This is a genomic window from Yersinia frederiksenii ATCC 33641 (genome assembly GCF_000754805.1).
Classification (GTDB): domain Bacteria; phylum Pseudomonadota; class Gammaproteobacteria; order Enterobacterales; family Enterobacteriaceae; genus Yersinia; species Yersinia frederiksenii.
The window spans coordinates 4,857,907-4,875,630 of the sequence record NZ_KN150731.1 but is presented as its reverse complement, the minus strand read 5'-3'; the positions used below and the strand labels follow the sequence as shown (position 1 = coordinate 4,875,630).

Genomic DNA, 17,724 nt, shown 5'->3' with positions numbered 1-17,724 from the left:
GTATATCTATACAGATAGTAAGGAGAGATAAATATGGAACACATTGAACAAATCTATCTTGCCCTGTCACGTATACAATTCATCGCTGAGATTTCCCTGACCGCATGCTGCAAACATGAAGAAATGGAAATGGCACTCTACTTAATCTCTGATTTAGCGGACGAATGCTTGCCGAATAATGGGCATGAGGAAGTGTTCTATAAGGTAGCTTCTGATTAAAGACCGCGCATGCCTAGCTGCATCAAATTGCATGACGATCCGCTGCCAAATTTGAGCGCACCAAGCCAGTACTGGCGCGGATCTACCACGATCACGCAACTGCATGAAAAGCCCCCTATAAAGCGGGCAGGCGTGGCGGGGATACGATTGCGCACGATGGGTTCTGAACTATGCATTTGTATTGGAAATAACACCATGAATAATTTAATGAAAATCGATGGACACACTGCGGTCATCACTTTTGACCCTGATATGGAAATGTTCCGAGGCGAGTTTATCGGCCTTAATGGTGGCGCTGACTTCTATGGCAGCAGCGTGGAAGAACTGAAAAAAGAGGGTGTACGCTCTCTATCGATCTTTTTAGATGAGTGCAAAAAGGACGGTATTGAGCCGTATAAATCCTATAGTGGTAAAATCGTCGTTTAGCTAACGTCTAAGCGCCATCATGCTCTTATCCTTACTGCAGGTACTGGTCATTCGATTAGTGACCTACTGAGCCAGGGCGAGGATATGGTCACACTGAAGTATTCTTGATTGGTTAATCTGCTGGAGCGCGGAAACAGACTTGCATGTAAATCCATACAGTATTAGTCTGTCCTATAATCCTATAAAATCTCCACCATCTTGTAGTAGGCAATGGTATCCATAATGAAGAAAATCCAAAAATTCAAAGTGATAGACCTATTTTGTGGTGCTGGGGGACTATCTGCTGGTTTTCTGAAAGGAAAACAAGCTAATTACTTTGAAAGCATTTTGGCTATCGACAATGATACAGCCGCAATCAGAACCTATAACGCTAATTTCGGCAACCACGGCGTTACAGCTAACATTGATGAATGGATTGCAGAAAATGAAATCCCGCAAGCAGATATAGTTATTGGTGGACCACCATGCCAAGGCTTTAGCCTGCTCAATAAAAAACGAGCAGGAGATCATCGCCGTGCTTTATGGGAACCCTATATGGATATCATCGAACAATCCTCCGCTTCCATTTTTGTCATGGAAAATGTGCAAGGGTTATTAAACAGCGAAGAGTTCGCCGATATTACCGCCAGAGCGCATGAACTTGGGTTTATCTTGCTCAATCCATCCCTACTCAATACCGCTGACTACGGTGTTCCGCAGACTCGCAAGCGGATCATCGCCATAGGAGTCAAAGCAGAGTTATTTGATATCAACCAGCTCCCTGCTTTCCCTCCAACGCCAACTCATTGTTCGCCCGATAAAAATAGTGCCTTGCCAGCATGGGTTACAGTCAAAGATGCTATTTCTGATTTACCAGAGCCGGAAGGAACAGAGATAAGAGATGTTCCTGCACCGCTTAACTTACATTTTGGGCGAAACCCAACAGCGCTTTCCCAAGAAAGATATCGTGTCGTTCCTCCCGGTGGTAACAGGTTCGATTTGCAAAAGCATCGCCCTGATATAACACCGGCTTGTTGGATTAAAAAAGCTTCTGGTGGAACGGATCTTTTTGGCAGACTGTGGTGGGATAGACCATCAGTAACAATCAGAACTGAGTTTTTCAAACCAGAGAAAGGGCGCTATCTTCATCCGGAGAAACATCGTCCAATAACTCATCGTGAAGCCGCTCGTTTAATGAGTTTCCCGGATGACTTTATTTTTATTGGTTCCAAAACCGAAGTAGCAAGGCAAATTGGTAATGCGGTCCCCCCCTTATTTGCCCAAAAAATTGCAAATTATGTCCAAAACTTAATGGAATTAAAAATAAAAAATGGCGAGAAGATCTCAGAAAAGTACGCCGGAAAAGCTGCGTAAAGAACTGCTTGAGCTTATTACTGATTTTGAACACAAGCTGCTGGATGAATCCTTGCGGGAGCAAGTCCGAGCCTTAGTTCCTGCTAACCATCTTTTGCGAGATTTAGGAAGTTCATTGATTGTCGGTGAAGATAGCAACTCAGCCAGAGATCGTATTCTTTCCTATCTAATTAGATATCCAAGACAAATCATTCTTGGCGATGAACTCATGGTTGTCGCTGGAATCAGTGAGTACGCAAGAAGAATTAGAGAGTTACGCGTTGAATTTGGCTGGGCGGTGCTCAGTGGCAAAATGTTGAAAGAAATTGTAGAACAGCAAGAAGTAACACTTGAGGAACTAAACGCGACTTCTCTTCAGACTCTTAAAACCGATGTTTATACCTTAGTCAACACTGAACAAGATAGAGAAGCTGCGTTACGTTGGAACGAAGCAAATGAACTTCGCAAAAGCAAGATCTCTGTTAAAGATAAAATCTTGTTGTATTTGAGAAAAAACGTTGGTCGGGCTGTTTCTGGAGAGGAACTGCGTTATCTTGCAAACGATAGTAAAGAATGGGCCAGAAGAACCAGAGAATTACGCACAGAAGACGGTTGGCCAATCGCCACTAAAAACTCCGGTCGACCGGAGTTATCTGTTGGCGCTTATCTTCTGGAGCAAGATCGACAAGCCAAGCCACATGACAGAAAAATCCCTGACCCTGTGCGCGTTAAAGTTCTCGAAAGAGACCATCATTCATGCAGAAATTGTGGCTGGCAATATCAGCTAAAAAAACCGAGCGATCCAAGATCATTGCTTGAACTCCATCATATAGAACACCATGTTGATGGCGGTGAAAATACCGTTGAAAATCTGATTACTCTCTGTAATGTTTGCCATGATGAGGTTCATAAGTTACAGACTCCCCCATCAGAGCTTTTGGCCTTATTAAACAAGCCGTTAAAAGATTGATTATTTAGGCATATAGAGATTTTAGTGAACTGTTGTGCATTTATGGATCTAAAAACTAAAGCACTCAGTAAGCCTGAAATTAAGCAAGACTACGATGAAGCAGATTTAACTAAGACAGAGCTTCCGGAACGTTTTGATGTTAAGCCCCAAGCCGTTCTTTGTTTATTGAAAAAGAGGCCTATTTTATGAATTTTAATCCAAGAAAAAAATATATTTGCTATTGCTGTGTTGGTGAGAAATTTTTATCTAATGAAATTGAGTCTACAAATAAAAAACTAAGTAGAAAAAGAAAATGCAGTTATTGTCATGAGAAAGAAATGACTATTACCATTCAAGATATTGGAGATAGAATTGAAAAGACAATAACAGAACACTATATTAAAACATCTGATCAGCCTGATGATTTCCAATATGCAATGCTAAGAGATAAAGAAAGTTCTTACGATTGGGAGCGAGAAGGGCAAGATATTACTAACCTTATATTTGATCTTGCTGGTGTTAGTATGGAAATAGCTGAAAATATACAAATCTATCTTGAAGATAAAAACTCTAGTTGGTCACATCACGATGAGCCAGATATAGAAACAGAGTTTTCAAGTGAATCTCACTACACAGAAACAAAAGCTAATGGCAATGAATATCATCAACTTTGGAACAAATTAGAGCAATCCCTTAAAGAAGAGGCCAGATACTTTAATCATAATGTCATGAGTACCTTAGAAGAAATTTTTTCCGGACTTGATACTATGAATACATTCAATAATAAGCCATTACTTAAGTATGTCGGAGTTGATACTAAAATAACTCATTTATATAGAGCTAGATCCTTCGAAAATTTTGAAACAATGGAAAAAGCTTTAGTTGACCCTGAAAATTTGTTGGGGCCTCCCGCTACAGTTTATAGTGGTTCAGGAAGAATGAATGCTCGAGGAATATCTGTTTTTTATGGTGCCAACACCCGTGAAACAGCCATCTCCGAGATTAGACCATCAGTTGGAAGTCAGGTATTAACCACCAAATTTGATATAACCTCAAAATTAAAAGTTTTAGATTTAAGAAATCTAGATAAAATATCACCTAAAGGCAGTTTATTTGATCCTATATTTAAAAAAAAGATTAACCAAGTAGCCTTTTTAAAGAATTTAAAAGAAAGAATTGTTAGCCCTGTTTTACCATCTGCTGAAGCATTCGATTACCTAACCACTCAAGCTGTAGCAGAATTTCTAGAACAACATCCCATATATAATGTTGATGGGGTATTGTATCCATCAGTCCAATCTAAAAATGATGATTTTAATTTGGTGATTTTTCATAAATCATCAAAGATAAAATTCAGACCCCCATCAAAAAAAGAATTTAAGGTAATGTCTTATTTTGACGATGAATATGAGATATGTGTATTAGAAACAGAACTAAAAATAGAAAAAAAAGATAATAAACAGGATGAATCTAACTTCACCGAATGTTTATCCATTGATGTTGGTAGCATTCACCTCCATGAAATATGTGGGGTGAAATATTCTTTTTCATCCAAGGGGATCAGTTGGCGCACACATCAAAATCGCCACTTTGAAGATGAATAATTTCTATTCTGTGAATTAATTTAGATAATAACGAACTGACAGTGAAAAATATATGCTGTCAGTTTTAATATCAATAAAAAACTAAACACATTTCAGATTGTATAGTTTAAAATCTACAACCACCTCCCCTATCCACTCATTCACCTCTTTCATCCGTTCCTGTAGCGGCATCAACTCATTCCTTACAAACACCTGACTGGCTTTTTCTATGTCGCCAAATCCGCCAGTGTTATTGGGGATAATACCCATCATCTGCGGTGGTACGCGGTGGGCGCTGAGTAGGTCGTCGCGACTGGCGTTTTTGATATTAAAGAAGTCGTCTTTGGTGGCCACCTCGCTGAGTGGGACAATCTTAATACCGTCAGGCTTGCCATTTGGGGCGTAGAAGAACAAGTTTTTAAAATTCCCTAACCCTTTGGTGCTGCGCATGGCGTTGCGTAAGGTTTCTACATCGGTATTACTTTGGGCCGCATCGGTGACATACATAATATAACCGGCATGTGCGCCGTTCTGGAAATACTTGCGACGAAATAACGTGGCCGACTCGTTCAGCCATGCTGAGTTGAGTGAACTGAGATATTCCGGCAAGCCATAAAGTTCCTGATTGATATCCGGTTCAATCAGGTGAAATACCGTGCCTGGTTCAAAGCGATGCGGTTCTCGGAATGATTGCACGAACCAATACACATCATCTTCTACTCCACGGCGGGTATATTTGGCCGGTGAACATTCCAGCCGCATTAACTTGCCTAAGCGATTGAAGCGCTTCTCCAGAAAGGCATTGCCGAAGACCAAAAAATCCAGAGCAAAGCGGCTAAACTCTTGGGCGCTAAGCAGTGGATGTGGAATAAAAGTGCTGGTCAGAATATTACGTTTCACATAAATCGGTGAGCTGTGATGCACCGCCGCCCGCAGACTTTTGGCCAACCCAGTAAAACTGATCGGCGGTTCAATCCATTTGCCGTTACCGATGCATTCAGCGTAATCCAGAATGTCGCGGCGATCCAACACTGCGGACGGTTCGCCAAAGCTAAACACTTCAATTGGTTGCTGCGGTTGCCGAGTTAGATTGGTTGATTTTACTGCCTTGCGGCCTTTGCGTTTGCTCATCAGTTAAAATCCAGAATTGAAGATTGGGCATAACCGTTACCGGCGGTTAGCGGTTCATTAATCATCGCGTGCATCGCCGCCCATGCGATATCTGCATGACTGGCGTCTTCGCTGCGGCTAGCTTGGTAAGTGGCACGGCCACCGCTGGCAGTCATGGTTTTGCGGATAGCCATAAAAGATTGGGTGATATCGGTGTGGCCGGAGTCATACTCCAGCCGCCCACTGGTGATCAGGTCTTTGGCTTTCAGCACCAGCGCGGTTTTAATCTCCGGACTGTAACGAATCTCCCGCACCGCCGGAAAGAACTCCCGCACTAATTGATAGACGCCCTGCCCAATGCCCGTGGCGTCGATACCGATATATTCCACGCAGTATTTTTCAGTTAGGGTTTTGATGGATTCAGCTTGAGTGGCGAAGTCCATTCCCTTCCATTGATGGCGTTCCAAAATGCGGAATTTGCCGCCGAGTACCAGCGGTGGAGCCAATACCACACAACCCGCACTGTCACCGGTGTGAGACGGGTCATAACCCAACCAAACCGCCCGATAACCAAAAGGTCGATAGGCGTAAGGATTAAAATCGTCCCACTCCTCCAGACTATCGACCATGCAGCCCTGCAACTCTTCGAACGGGAATACCGAGGTTTTATCATCGACGAATTCGCACATCAGCAGGTTTTGATATTCCGCAGGGCTGTATTCCAGCGCGAGTTGGTCGAGGTCAAACAGGTTACAGCCACCCGCCAGCGCATCTTCAACAGTGACAATCTGCCGCCACTGACCGTCGCCACACAGCGCACCGTGCATCAAATGGCTATGGCTGAGATCAACATAAATATGCTGTTCTTTGTTCTTACGCCCTTTATTAAACAGCTCGCCAGACCAAAACGGATATGCGCTGTGGGCCAGACTGGATGGCGTAGAAAAATAGGTGGTGCGCCATTTTTTGTGTAATGACATACCCGAAGCCACTTTGCGCAACTCCTGAAACTTCGGTATCCAAAAGTATTCATCGAGATACAGGTTGCCGGTGTAGCTCTGAGCGGTGCGGATATTAGTGCCGAGAAAGAACAGCCGCGCACCGTTGGCCAGCACCATCGGATCGCCTTTCAGGTCAACTTCTACCTGTCGGGCAAAATCTATAATGTAGTTTTTGAATACATGCGCCTGCGCCTTACTGGCTGACAGGAAGATCTGATTGCGCCCAGTGGTTAGCGCATCTATTAGCGCTTCACGGGCAAAGTAGAAGGTCGCGCCAATTTGGCGCGATTTAAGAATATTGCGAATACGATGCTGCAAGCCAGCCCGATACCAACCTTTCTGATATTCAAACGTGGTTTCCAGAAAAATATCATTCAGCGCTTCAATAGCCGCGTCGCTAAACACATTCTTCTCAGCCGACTTACGTTCCCCTTTATTACGGTTACGTATCTTCGGATTCAGATCGGCTTCATTGCCGGTTTGGTTGTAACGATTAACCCGTGCCAATCGCTCAATCTGGCGACCTAGCAGGTCAATCTCTTTGTAGTCGCCCCCCTCCTTGTTATTTTTCATAATCAGCTGAATCAACCGCGCTTCCAGACTGCTCTCCACACGCGATACTGGGGAAACATCCTCCCAGACATCCCGCTGTTTCCAGCTCTGCACGGTTGGCGCTTTCTGGTTCAGAATCTCCGCAATCTGGCGCACAGAAAAGCCCTGCCAGTAAAGCAAAGCCGCCTGCCGTCGTGGATCGCTGATAAGAGTAGTTGGGGTCGTCATCATGAGCGCAAGGCTACGAAAACGAATTTAATTCTTCCTCAACTCACTGTTGTGTCAGTGATTAAAGGATTTTGAGTAGTGGCGATGGATATTGGGAGTCAGGAAACTAGCGCTGATTTAACTGACCCATTCACGGACTCCCATTATGGCCAAGAAAATTTCTAAGTTTTTCCGTATCGGCGTCGAAGGTGATACTTGCGATGGTCGCATTATCGACGGTAATGACATTCAGCAAATGGCAGATACCTTTGACCCGCGCGTCTATGGTTGCCGCATCAATCTGGAGCATATTAAAGGTTTACTGCCTGACAGCCCTTTCCGCCGTTATGGTGATGTGGTCGAGCTAAAAGCCGAGAAGATTAATGATGATTCCGCGCTAAACGGTAAGTGGGCGTTATATGCCAAGGTGGTTCCAACTGAGGATTTAGTGGCAATGGTGCAAGCCCGACAAAAGGTTTACACCTCAATGGAGATTCGCCCGAATTTCTCCAACAGCGGTAAATGCTATCTGATTGGCCTGGCGGTGACTGATGACCCGGCCAGCTTGGGTACTGAAATGTTGGAATTCTGCGCCCGTGCCAAAACCAACCCGCTGGCCGGTAAGAAACTGGAACCCACCGATTTGTTCTCTGTTGCCGTTGAGGCCGCGATTGAATTTGAAGAGATTCCCGAATCCGGAATCAGTTTACTTAGCCGGGTAAAAGAGCTGTTTAACCGCAAGCAATCCTCTGACGATGCCCGCTTTACTGATGTTCACGCCGCAGTGACCACCGTTGCTGAACAGTTGCAAGTTCAGGCTGATACTAACGAGCAACGTTTTCAACAAATTGAGCAACAGATTGAAGCCAATCAGCAGCAACTTTCCCACCTGTACGCCAGCCTCGACCATAGCGAAAGCCTGATCCAACTGCGTCGCCCGATGGCCAACGGCGGTAATGGTGATGAAACCTTTCTGACCAACTGTTAATAACCAGACTGAGAGAACCTCATGCGACCTAATACCCGAATCAAATTCAACGCTTACCTGACTCAGGTTGCCAAATTGAATGGCATTGAGGTGAGCGATGTGGCGAAAAAATTCAGCGTCGAGCCGTCGGTTACCCAAACCCTGATGACCCGCGTGCAGGAGTCATCCGAGTTTCTCAGCCGTATCAATATGGTGCCGGTGGCCGAGTTAACCGGTGAAAAAATCGGTATCGGCGTCACTGGTTCTATTGCCAGCACTACTGATACTGCGACTGGCACCGAGCGTGAAACAGCTGACTTTGCCACGCTGGAAGCCCGCCGTTATCAGTGTGAACAGATGAACTTCGATTTTCATATCCGCTATAACACACTAGACCTGTGGGCGCGGTATCAGGATTTTCAACTGCGGCTGCGTGATGCCATCGCCAAGCGTCAGGCATTGGATTACATCATGGCGGGCTTTAACGGTGTGAAACGCTCTGCAACGTCGAACCGCAAACAAAACCCAATGCTGCAAGATGTAGCCGTGGGCTGGCTACAAAAATACCGCAACGAAGCGCCGCAACGGGTGATGGATAAAGTGACCGGTAAAGATGGTGCGATAATTTCCAGCGTCATTCGTGTCGGCGAAAATGGCGACTATAAAAACCTCGATGCGCTGGTATTTGATGCCACCAATACCATGATTGACCCGTGGCATCAGGAAGATCCCGATTTAGTGGTGATCTGTGGCCGTGAGTTGTTAGCCGATAAATATTTCCCACTAATTAACCAAAAACAACCCAATAGCGAAATGTTGGCAGCGGATGTAATTGTTAGCCAAAAACGTATCGGCAACTTGCCAGCGGTGCGTGTGCCCTACTTCCCTGCCAATGCCATGTTAGTGACTCGTTTGGACAACCTGTCGATCTATTTTATGGACGAGAGCCACCGTCGCCATATCGAAGAAGTCGCCCGCCGCGATCGCATCGAAAACTACGAATCTATCAAACAGGATTATGTGGTGGAGGAATACGGCTGTGGTTGCCTGATTGAAAATATCCAACTATTGACTGAAACGAAAAACGAGCATTCAGAGATTGGAGCCTAAATCATGTTAAGCCCCGCCAGACGGCACATGATGCGAGTTTTAGCGGCGGAGGCGGCGCAGCAGATTGATGAGCCGCTGCGCCATGCCAATGGCTATGAACTGATGCTACTAAAACTAGCTGAAGATATTCGCGCCCTGAAAAATGTGCATTCAATGGAGCGCAAAGCTGAACGCAAACGGGAAATGCTGCCCTATTACGCCCCTTGGGTGAGCGGAGTGTTGAGTGAAGGCCGAGGCGCACAAGATGCGGTATTGATGACGGTTATGGTGTGGAAGCTGGATGTTGGCGATATTGCCGGTGCGCTGGAGATTGCCCACTATGCCTTGCACCATCGCCTCGTGATGCCGGATCGCTATAAACGCTCTACGCCTTACTTATTGGCTGAAGATGTGGCCGATGCCGCCACTCGCGCCCACAGTGCTGGCCAGTCCGTCAATATCGACCACCTGCTGGCCACAATGGAACTGACCGATGCCGAGGATATGCCCGATCAAGTGCGCGCCAAGCTGCACAAAATCGCCGGTATCGTCCTGCGGGACAGTGGCAAAGCAGAGCAAGCACTCGTCCATCTGAAACGCGCTTTACAACTCAACAACCATTGCGGTGTGAAAAAAGATATTGAACGGCTGGAGAGCCAACTGCGTAAAGCCAGCGCCAGTCGTTAACCAAATGCGCCCCGCGCCGGGCGGCACGCAAGCCGCGACAACTTACCAGATCAACGCTTGCGTCCACCGCCCTCTATTTTGAGGTTGTCATGACGACAGTGATTATTTCCAAAAAAGATGAGCAGCCACATGGCGACACAGTAGTCATTCCGCCATCTGCGCATGACGAGCCACTGATAAAGAACACCTTTTTCTTTCCCGACATCGACCCAAAACGCGTTCGTGATCTGATGCGGCTTGAGCAGACCGTTTCTCCAGCACGACTGCGTGAGGCCATTAAAACCGGTATGGCAGAGACCAATGCAGAGTTGCACGATTTTCGCGAGCAGCAAGTCACCGCTGGGTTTAACCGCCTTATAGATGTGCCGTCGGATGAGGTCGATGGGGAGAATATCCGTGTTTTCTATTATGTGCGCGCCGTTTGTGCAATGGCGACCGCGACCTTGTATGAACGTTATCGCGGCGTAGATACCAGTGCCAAAGGCGACAAAAAAGCTGACAGTATCGACAGCACTATTGATGAGTTGTGGCGTGATATGCGCTGGTCGGTCTCGCGCATCCAAGATAAACCACGCTGTATTGTGGGCCACATCTGATGCAAATCATGGCACAACAAGGCGATACCCTTGACCTCATTTGCGCTCGATATTACGGGCGCACCGAGGGAGTATTTGAAACGGTGCTCGCCGCTAATCCGGGGCTGGCAGAACTTGGGGCGGTGCTACCGCATGGCACTGCCGTTGAACTGCCAGATGTTCAAACCTCACCTGTCACAGAGACTGTAAACCTGTGGGACTGACAATGGAGAAGATCAGCACATTTATTACTTACTGGTTATCAGTAGCACTTGCATGGTTCGGCACACAGACGCCAGATAGATTTGCACTCTATATCGGTGGGAGCTGCGCCATTTTTACCGCGCTGGTTAATTTCTGGTATCGCCGCAAAACCTTTAATTACCTCAGATCTATGGGGCTTAATGAAGGGGTGACCCGTGAATTCAATCGTTAAACGTTGCAGTGTCGGTGTGGTGCTGGCGTTGACGGTATTGATGCCTGATTTTCATTTGCTACATACCTCGCCGGAAGGCCTTACCCTGCTCGCCGATCTTGAGGGATGTCGTCTGCGGCCCTATCAATGCAGCGCGGGAGTCTGGACATCAGGTATTGGTCACACTGCTGGAGTTGTACCTAAAAGAGATATTACCGAGCGTGATGCGGCGGAAAATTTAGTCGCCGATGTTCTCCATGTTGAGCAACAACTGGCAACCTGTGTGCCAGTAGACATGCCGCAGCCGGTTTACGATGCACTTGTTAGTTTTTCGTTTAACGTCGGTACGGCAGCCGCCTGTCGCTCGACGCTGGTTTCGTATCTAAAACGCCGACAATGGGAACAGGCATGTGATCAACTATCTCGCTGGGTATATGTCAATGGAGTCAAAAGTAAAGGGCTGGAGAATCGCCGCCAGCGTGAACGCGCTTATTGTCTTAAGGGAACACAATGAAAACAGTAATCGTATTACTGATTCTGGCCGTGTTCGGTGTGTTATGGCTGCGTGATGAGAACGGCAATCTAAGCAGGTCGCTTGAGAGAGCTAATTGCGTCGCCAATGAGCAAAAAAACACGATTAGCATGCTGAAAAATCAGCTTAACGTTGCTGCCAACCGAGCTGATAAAAATGAGAGAGCACAGATTACCCTACGACAACAGCTTGACGCCGCTGGAAAACTGGCAGCACAGCGTGAACAAACCATCACAAGATTACTCAATGAAAACGAAACCTTTCGCCGCTGGTACCGCACTGATTTGCCTGATGTTGTGCGCCGGATGCACCGACGCCCCGCCTGCGCATCCGCCAGTCATTGTTTACAGCGGATGCCCGAGAGTCAGCCTTTGCCCGATGCCCGGCAGCGACCCGAAAACTAACGGCGATTTGAGTGCCGATATTCGTCAGCTTGAGCATGCACTCGTACGTTGCGCGTTACAGGTTGAGATTGTTAAACAATGTCAGGATGAATTAGATGTTGAAACCCGACAGTTTGCGCAAAACCCTCACTGATGCTGTGCCGGTGTTGCGTACCAATCCCGATATGCTGCGTTTATTTGTCGATAACGGCAAAATTGCCGCCACACTGGCCGCCTCACTGTCATTTGAAAAACAGTACACTCTCAATATGGTGGTGACGGATTTCACTGGTGATATTGATTTACTGCTGGTGCCGATAATGGCATGGCTACGTGAAAATCAGCCCGATATTATGACCACCGATGAAGGCCAGAAAAAAGGCTTTACATGGTATACCGATATCAATAACGACAATAGCATTGATGTCAGTATCAACCTGTTACTGACCGAGCGTACCCTTGTCAGGGAGGTTGACGGCGCGTTACATGTGCAAAACATACCGGAACCACCGCGACCAGAACCAATAACGCGACCGGTAGAAATGTGGAGTAATGGTGAACTGGTGAGTCAGTGGAATGAATGAATTTAAACCATTTGAAGATAAGTTGGCTGGTCTGATTGCTGCACTATCACCCGCAAGCCGTCGCCGTATGACTGTCGAAATTGCGAAGAAGCTGCGCCAACGTCAGCAGCAGAGAATCAAATCCCAAAAATCGCCGGATGGCACGCCCTATGCTCCGCGAAAGCGCCAACCGATCAAAGCGAAGAAAGGCCGCATTAAGCGGGAAATGTTCGCAAAATTGCATACCAACCGCTTTATGAAAGCCAAAGGCGATGACAATGCTGCCGTGGTGGAGTTTACCAGCAAGGTACAGCGTATCGCGCGGGTTCATCAATATGGCCTAAAGGATAAACCGGGTCGCAACAGTACCGCAGTGGAATATCCCGAGCGTAAATTACTCGGGTTTAATAATGGTGATACCGAACTGATAGAGGATGAAATAATTAGAATGTTAAGTTAATGCTCATTCAAAACGTCTTTCCTCATTGTTTTTAAAATCAATAAACTTATTGTTAGTATCAAAGTAAATCACATAACCAAGAGTTAAAAATGACGTAATTATAAAGAGCAATACAATTAGTATCATCGCCGCAATGAATGACGAATTGTTATTTTCTATTGCAGTCATTAGTTCTCTTTTCTCTGCGGGATCTTTTGTAAGAAGGTTGCCGCATGCTGATATTAGAATTTTCTTATTTGTAGCGGTTGTAAGTTCCCTACATTGTTTCGCATTGAGATATTCGTTGCTTTCTGGGTCGTAGACATAAATTTCGGAGATAAGGGCGCGTTCATTACCTGTATTAAACGAAGCATAATCATATTTGTATGTTTTTACGGAGTTGCAGACTATGAGAATAGATGCAAAAAAGAGTAAAATAAACGCTACATAGAGAGCAATTTCAGCTTTGCCGTGTTTGAATTTTCCTATCGGAGGAGCAAAAGAAAGAAATCTGAAGCTTTTTTCAGATAGAATTCCTTTGTTTATGGCTTTAGATACCAGCCTCGCGTCTTTCTTGTTGAGAACATTAATGCCGTGGTAAAGCCGAAGTAATTGCAAGTCTAGGAAATCGCTATCCAGATTTTTTATAATTCTGTCAGTAAAGTCGACTTTAAGCGGTTTAGATATTAATCGGAGTAGATAACCAATGCCTCCTGACACAACAAGATACAAGATAATAATCAACCAAAGTATTTTATAAAGACCATCAATTCCACTGCCAATAAAATCAAACATCTTGGATTCCTTTTCAAATTATTCAGCTTTCAAAACGCCGTAACAACAACCTGTTGTGTAGTTTACTGCCCAATGGCATCACGTTGCCATCGAATGACCACACCGGCATCCTCTCCGTTATGAACACACTCACAAATATTCAAGAACTTGCCCGCATGCTGCGCAATATGATCCGCACTGGCGTGATTGTTGAAACCGACCTGATTGCTGGCCGCTGCCGCGTGCAGACTGGCGGCATTAAAACCGACTGGCTCCAGTGGCTGACTCACCGCGCTGGACGTTCTCGCACATGGTGGGCTCCATCGGTGGGTGAGCAGGTATTAATTTTGGCTGTCGGTGGTGAACTTGATACGGCTTTTGTGTTGCCGGGGATTTTTTCTGATGACCATCCCGCACCTTCGGAATCGGCGGATGCCCTGCATCTGGCTTTCCCTGACGGTGCCATTATTGAGTATGAACCGAAAACCAGCGCCCTGAAGGTGTGCGGCATTAAAACCGCCGATATCAGCGCATCGCAAACTCTTATCGCCTCCGCGCCAGAGGTACGGGTTAGTGCATCAATCTGCATTACTCTCGATTCCCCCGAAGTGATTTGCACCAATACGCTGATTACTGGCTCACTGGAGGTACAAAAAGGCGGCAAGATGAGCGGCAATATTGAACATAGCGGCGGTTCATTGTCGTCAAACGGCAAAGTGTTGCATACCCACCAACATCCAGTCGACAGCGGCGGCACAACAGGAGCGCCACTATGACCGCAGGTTACATCGGTATCAGTCGCACCACGGGTCGGGCGATCACCGATGCAGAGCATATTCGTCAAAGTGTGAGTGATATTTTGCTTACACCCATTGGCTCACGAGTGATGCGCCGTGATTATGGCTCGTTGCTGTCTTCGATGATTGACCAGCCGCAAACTCCCGCCCTTGAGCTGCAAATCAAGGTGGCTTGTTACATGGCGATCCTCAAATGGGAACCGCGCGTAAAGTTGACCTCGGTGACCACAGAACGCCGGTTTAACGGTCAGATGGTGGTCAACTTGACTGGCCAACATGCTGAAACGGGCGAAAGTCTTTTGTTAACCCTTCCTGTGAGTTGAAACCATGCCGATTATCGACCTGAACCAGCTCCCCGCGCCGGATGTGGTAGAGAAGCTTGATTTCGAAACCATTCTCACCGAGCGCAAAGCGACACTGATTTCTCTGTTCCCCGAAGAACAGCAGGAAGCCGTTGCACGCACGCTAGCACTGGAGTCAGAACCGCTGACCAAACTCCTTGAAGAAAATGCTTATCGTGAGGTTATCTGGCGTCAGCGAGTCAACGAAGCGGCCCGCGCCAATATGCTGGCCTATGCCGTTGGTCATGATCTTGACGTGATGGCGGCAAACAACAATACCGAACGGCTTACCATCACCCCGGCAGATAACACCACTATTCCACCCACACCGGCAGTGATGGAGTCTGACACCGATTTACGTCTGCGAGCACAGCAGGCATTCGAGGGGCTGAGTGTGGCGGGACCAGTCGAGGCTTATGAGTATCATGGTCGCAGCGCTGACGGGCGTGTTGCGGATATTTCTGTGGTCAGTCCTACCCCTGCTTGTGTGACGATTACTGTGCTATCACGTGAGGGTGACGGCACCGCTAATTCTGATCTACTGGCTGCTGTAGAAAAAACGCTCAATGCTGATGACGTGCGCCCGGTGGGCGACCGTATAACAGTCCAGAGCGCCAAGATTGTGCCATATCAGATTAATGCGACGTTATATTTTTACCCCGGCCCCGAGCAAGAACCCATTAGACAAGCGGCAGAGCAACAACTCAAAACCTATATCCGTTCGCAGCATCGGATCGGGAGGGATATTCGCCTGTCTGCCATCCATGCAGTGCTTCACGTCGAAGGAGTACAGCGTGTGGAACTGGCTTCGCCAGCCCATGACATTGTGCTCGATAAATACCAGGCATCTTATTGTACTGAATACACGATCACCGTAGGGGGGACGGATGAGTGATAATCGCTTGTTGCCCGTGGGTTCGTCGGTACTGGAGGTGGCGACAGCAAAAGCGGCGGCTGAAATTACCCGTGTGTCAGTGCCACTGCGTACATTGTGGGATCCGCAGCGATGTCCTGTCGCACTGTTACCTTATTTGGCATGGGCGCTGTCGGTTGACCGGTGGGATTTTAACTGGTCGGAAGCGACTAAACGCCATGTTATTGCATCCTCATTTTTTATCCATCAACACAAAGGCACTATCAGTGCATTGCAGCGGGCAGTTGAACCGCTTGGCTATCTGATTGAGGTTAAAGAGTGGTGGCAGCTTAACGAGGAACCCGGCACTTTTCGCCTCGTTATCGGAGTGCTCGACAGTGGTATTACTGACGAAATGTATCAGGTGCTCGAGCTTTTAATTAATGACGCCAAACCGGCAAGCCGTCACCTGATTGGCCTTAATATCAGTCTAAGTTCAACCGGTAGCTTATTTGTCGGTGCACTCTGTTATCACGGCGAAACGCTGACCATCTATCCCTATATAGCGGATGCAATCACCGTCGGAGGCGAGTTCTTCCCTGCATCAGCTATACATTTAATTGACTCACTGAATGTGTAAACCAATGACTACGAAATATTTTGCAATTTTGACGAATCAGGGTGCGGCCCGGTTGGCCAATGCGACAGCATTAGGGACAACGTTAAAGATTACCCATATGTCTGTCGGGGATGGTGGCGGAAAGGCGGTAACTCCAAATCCAGAACAAACAACACTGATAAATGAAGTCAGGCGAGGCGCAGTTAATATGCTCTCAATTGACCCGCAAAATATAAATCAGATTATTGTTGAGCAGGTTATTCCCGAAAATGAGGGCGGCTGGTTTATTCGTGAAATCGGTCTGTTTGACAGTGAAGGAATGTTAATTGCCGTCGCAAACTGCCCTGAAACATACAAACCATTGTTACAGGAGGGGAGTGGCCGAACTCAAACCATTCGAATGATTTTAATTGTTTCCAGTGCCAGTGCAGTGGAGTTAAAAATTGATCCGTCAGTGGTGCTGGCAACTCGCCAATATGTAGATAATAAAATCATTGAAGTTAAACAGTACGCCGATACTTTACTGAAAAAGCATATTGATGCCGCCAATCCGCATAACCAATATGCGTTCAAACACAGCCCCACTCTGACGGGTATACCAACAGCACCCACGCCAGCACAAGACACCAATAATCAGCAAATTGCTACCACTGAGTTTGTGCATACAGGGATTAGCCTTCTGAAAGGCAACGTTCCGGTTGAACTTGGCACCCTAAAGGCACTGGCGGACGCTCTTGGTACTAAGTTGACGAAAGACAGTAATGGTTCTGATATCCCCAATAAGACACTGTTTGTACAGAATATTGAGGTTTACAACAAAGCTGAAAGTGATGCTCGTTATTTACGTGCGCAAGATAATTTACCTGTCGGTATTCCATTGCCGTGGCCATTAGCTATACCGCCAGCAGGTTGGATAATTTGTAACGGTCAGGCGTTTGATAAAGTACATTGCCCACAATTGGCGCTAGCCTATCCGAGCGGTGTACTACCAGACTTGCGCGGTATGTTTATTCGTGGTTGGGACAATGGGCGCAACCTTGATGGTAGTCGTACATTGCTCAGTTTTCAGGGGGATGCCATCAGGAACATTACCGGATTCTACATACAAAATCTGGCCGGTAACTCATATTGGAATGGCTGTGGAGGAGCGTTCTATCAGGAAGGTAATGCTTTTGGACACCATGCCAATAATAGTGGTGGTAATGGAGCAACAACCAAGAGATTTGATGCCTCTCGTGTAGTCCCTACCGCCTATGAAAACCGTCCCGTCAATATGGCATTTAACTACATTGTGAGGGCTGCATAATCATG

25 protein-coding genes are annotated in these 17,724 nt (G+C 46.6%); 22 read left to right on the top strand and 3 right to left on the bottom strand.

Annotation, left to right across the window (positions count from 1 at the left end; genetic code table 11):
• Positions 1-33 precede the first annotated feature (33 nt).
• The 6 genes from DJ58_RS00395 (at position 34) to DJ58_RS0122070 (ending at position 4,530) form a co-directional block, all read left to right on the top strand.
• Entirely contained in the window at positions 34-219 is a 186-nt protein-coding gene (locus tag DJ58_RS00395) for a hypothetical protein (protein WP_032910810.1), read from the top strand.
• A gap of 195 nt (positions 220-414) precedes the next feature.
• Positions 415-645, top strand: coding sequence for a type II toxin-antitoxin system HicB family antitoxin (locus DJ58_RS00400; protein WP_004708295.1), 231 nt, complete (start codon positions 415-417; stop codon positions 643-645).
• 222 nt (positions 646-867) lie between these two features.
• Positions 868-1,998, top strand: a complete 1,131-nt coding sequence (locus DJ58_RS00405) for a DNA cytosine methyltransferase (RefSeq protein ID WP_032910809.1) — start codon at positions 868-870, stop codon at positions 1,996-1,998.
• Positions 1,955-2,947: an HNH endonuclease gene (locus tag DJ58_RS00410; RefSeq protein ID WP_032910808.1), complete on the top strand. Its 993-nt coding sequence runs from the start codon at positions 1,955-1,957 to the stop codon at positions 2,945-2,947. The genes DJ58_RS00405 and DJ58_RS00410 overlap by 44 nt, the downstream gene beginning before the upstream one ends.
• 42 nt (positions 2,948-2,989) lie before the next feature.
• Positions 2,990-3,136, top strand: a complete 147-nt coding sequence (locus DJ58_RS23565) for a hypothetical protein (protein ID WP_153802879.1) — start codon at positions 2,990-2,992, stop codon at positions 3,134-3,136.
• Positions 3,133-4,530: an RES family NAD+ phosphorylase gene (locus DJ58_RS0122070; RefSeq protein ID WP_004708292.1), complete on the top strand. Its 1,398-nt coding sequence runs from the start codon at positions 3,133-3,135 to the stop codon at positions 4,528-4,530. The genes DJ58_RS23565 and DJ58_RS0122070 overlap by 4 nt, the downstream gene beginning before the upstream one ends.
• Before the next feature lie 81 nt (positions 4,531-4,611).
• Here the strand turns inward: DJ58_RS0122070 and DJ58_RS00415 are convergent, their stop codons facing one another.
• Both DJ58_RS00415 and DJ58_RS00420 read right to left on the bottom strand, forming a co-directional pair.
• On the bottom strand, positions 4,612-5,640 hold the full coding sequence (locus tag DJ58_RS00415; protein ID WP_032910807.1) for a phage portal protein: 1,029 nt from the start codon (positions 5,638-5,640) through the stop codon (positions 4,612-4,614).
• The gene (locus tag DJ58_RS00420) at positions 5,640-7,403 is read right to left on the bottom strand and encodes a terminase ATPase subunit family protein (protein WP_004708291.1); all 1,764 of its coding nucleotides are present in this window, start codon (positions 7,401-7,403) and stop codon (positions 5,640-5,642) included. Before DJ58_RS00420 ends, DJ58_RS00415 begins: the two co-directional genes overlap by 1 nt.
• A gap of 142 nt (positions 7,404-7,545) precedes the next feature.
• Between DJ58_RS00420 and DJ58_RS00425 the strand changes: the two genes are divergently transcribed.
• The 11 genes from DJ58_RS00425 (at position 7,546) to DJ58_RS00470 (ending at position 13,050) form a co-directional block, all read left to right on the top strand.
• Positions 7,546-8,367 carry a GPO family capsid scaffolding protein gene (locus DJ58_RS00425; RefSeq protein WP_004708290.1) on the top strand — a complete coding sequence of 274 codons (822 nt, stop codon included), beginning with the start codon at positions 7,546-7,548 and terminating at the stop codon, positions 8,365-8,367.
• A 21-nt stretch (positions 8,368-8,388) separates the two neighbouring features.
• Complete coding sequence (locus tag DJ58_RS00430) at positions 8,389-9,456, top strand: phage major capsid protein, P2 family (RefSeq protein ID WP_004708289.1); 1,068 nt, start codon at positions 8,389-8,391, stop codon at positions 9,454-9,456.
• 3 nt (positions 9,457-9,459) lie between these two features.
• A complete protein-coding gene (locus DJ58_RS00435) occupies positions 9,460-10,122 on the top strand; it encodes a phage terminase small subunit (RefSeq protein WP_032910806.1) in 663 nt (220 codons plus the stop codon).
• A gap of 89 nt (positions 10,123-10,211) precedes the next feature.
• Positions 10,212-10,718, top strand: a complete 507-nt coding sequence (locus tag DJ58_RS00440; protein ID WP_004708287.1) for a head completion/stabilization protein — start codon at positions 10,212-10,214, stop codon at positions 10,716-10,718.
• The gene (locus DJ58_RS00445; protein ID WP_032910805.1) at positions 10,718-10,921 is read left to right on the top strand and encodes a tail protein X; all 204 of its coding nucleotides are present in this window, start codon (positions 10,718-10,720) and stop codon (positions 10,919-10,921) included. Before DJ58_RS00440 ends, DJ58_RS00445 begins: the two co-directional genes overlap by 1 nt.
• On the top strand, positions 10,912-11,133 hold the full coding sequence (locus DJ58_RS00450) for a phage holin family protein (RefSeq protein WP_032910804.1): 222 nt from the start codon (positions 10,912-10,914) through the stop codon (positions 11,131-11,133). Before DJ58_RS00445 ends, DJ58_RS00450 begins: the two co-directional genes overlap by 10 nt.
• On the top strand, positions 11,117-11,626 hold the full coding sequence (locus DJ58_RS00455; protein ID WP_032910803.1) for a lysozyme: 510 nt from the start codon (positions 11,117-11,119) through the stop codon (positions 11,624-11,626). The genes DJ58_RS00450 and DJ58_RS00455 overlap by 17 nt, the downstream gene beginning before the upstream one ends.
• Entirely contained in the window at positions 11,623-12,048 is a 426-nt protein-coding gene (gene lysB, locus DJ58_RS00460) for an Rz-like lysis system protein LysB (RefSeq protein WP_032910802.1), read from the top strand. Before DJ58_RS00455 ends, lysB begins: the two co-directional genes overlap by 4 nt.
• Positions 11,936-12,181, top strand: a complete 246-nt coding sequence (lysC, locus tag DJ58_RS23965) for an Rz1-like lysis system protein LysC (protein WP_080544619.1) — start codon at positions 11,936-11,938, stop codon at positions 12,179-12,181. Before lysB ends, lysC begins: the two co-directional genes overlap by 113 nt.
• Complete coding sequence (locus DJ58_RS00465; protein WP_004708283.1) at positions 12,144-12,611, top strand: phage tail protein; 468 nt, start codon at positions 12,144-12,146, stop codon at positions 12,609-12,611. The genes lysC and DJ58_RS00465 overlap by 38 nt, the downstream gene beginning before the upstream one ends.
• Entirely contained in the window at positions 12,604-13,050 is a 447-nt protein-coding gene (locus DJ58_RS00470) for a phage virion morphogenesis protein (RefSeq protein WP_032910801.1), read from the top strand. Before DJ58_RS00465 ends, DJ58_RS00470 begins: the two co-directional genes overlap by 8 nt.
• Positions 13,051-13,053: 3 nt before the next feature.
• Here DJ58_RS00470 and DJ58_RS00475 read toward each other — a convergent pair whose 3' ends face one another.
• Positions 13,054-13,824 (bottom strand): hypothetical protein, encoded by a 771-nt coding sequence (locus DJ58_RS00475; RefSeq protein WP_004708279.1) that lies wholly within the window; start codon positions 13,822-13,824, stop codon positions 13,054-13,056.
• Positions 13,825-13,943: 119 nt separating this feature from the next.
• Between DJ58_RS00475 and DJ58_RS00480 the strand changes: the two genes are divergently transcribed.
• Genes DJ58_RS00480 through DJ58_RS00500 form a run of 5 tightly spaced genes read left to right on the top strand, consistent with a single transcriptional unit; the run spans position 13,944 to position 17,719 of the window.
• Entirely contained in the window at positions 13,944-14,579 is a 636-nt protein-coding gene (locus DJ58_RS00480) for a phage baseplate assembly protein V (RefSeq protein WP_004708278.1), read from the top strand.
• Complete coding sequence (locus DJ58_RS00485) at positions 14,576-14,923, top strand: GPW/gp25 family protein (protein WP_032910800.1); 348 nt, start codon at positions 14,576-14,578, stop codon at positions 14,921-14,923. The genes DJ58_RS00480 and DJ58_RS00485 overlap by 4 nt, the downstream gene beginning before the upstream one ends.
• A 4-nt stretch (positions 14,924-14,927) precedes the next feature.
• On the top strand, positions 14,928-15,836 hold the full coding sequence (locus tag DJ58_RS00490) for a baseplate assembly protein (protein WP_004708273.1): 909 nt from the start codon (positions 14,928-14,930) through the stop codon (positions 15,834-15,836).
• A complete protein-coding gene (locus DJ58_RS00495; RefSeq protein WP_032910799.1) occupies positions 15,829-16,434 on the top strand; it encodes a phage tail protein I in 606 nt (201 codons plus the stop codon). The genes DJ58_RS00490 and DJ58_RS00495 overlap by 8 nt, the downstream gene beginning before the upstream one ends.
• Positions 16,435-16,438: 4 nt before the next feature.
• Entirely contained in the window at positions 16,439-17,719 is a 1,281-nt protein-coding gene (locus tag DJ58_RS00500; protein ID WP_032910798.1) for a phage tail protein, read from the top strand.
• Positions 17,720-17,724 lie beyond the last annotated feature (5 nt).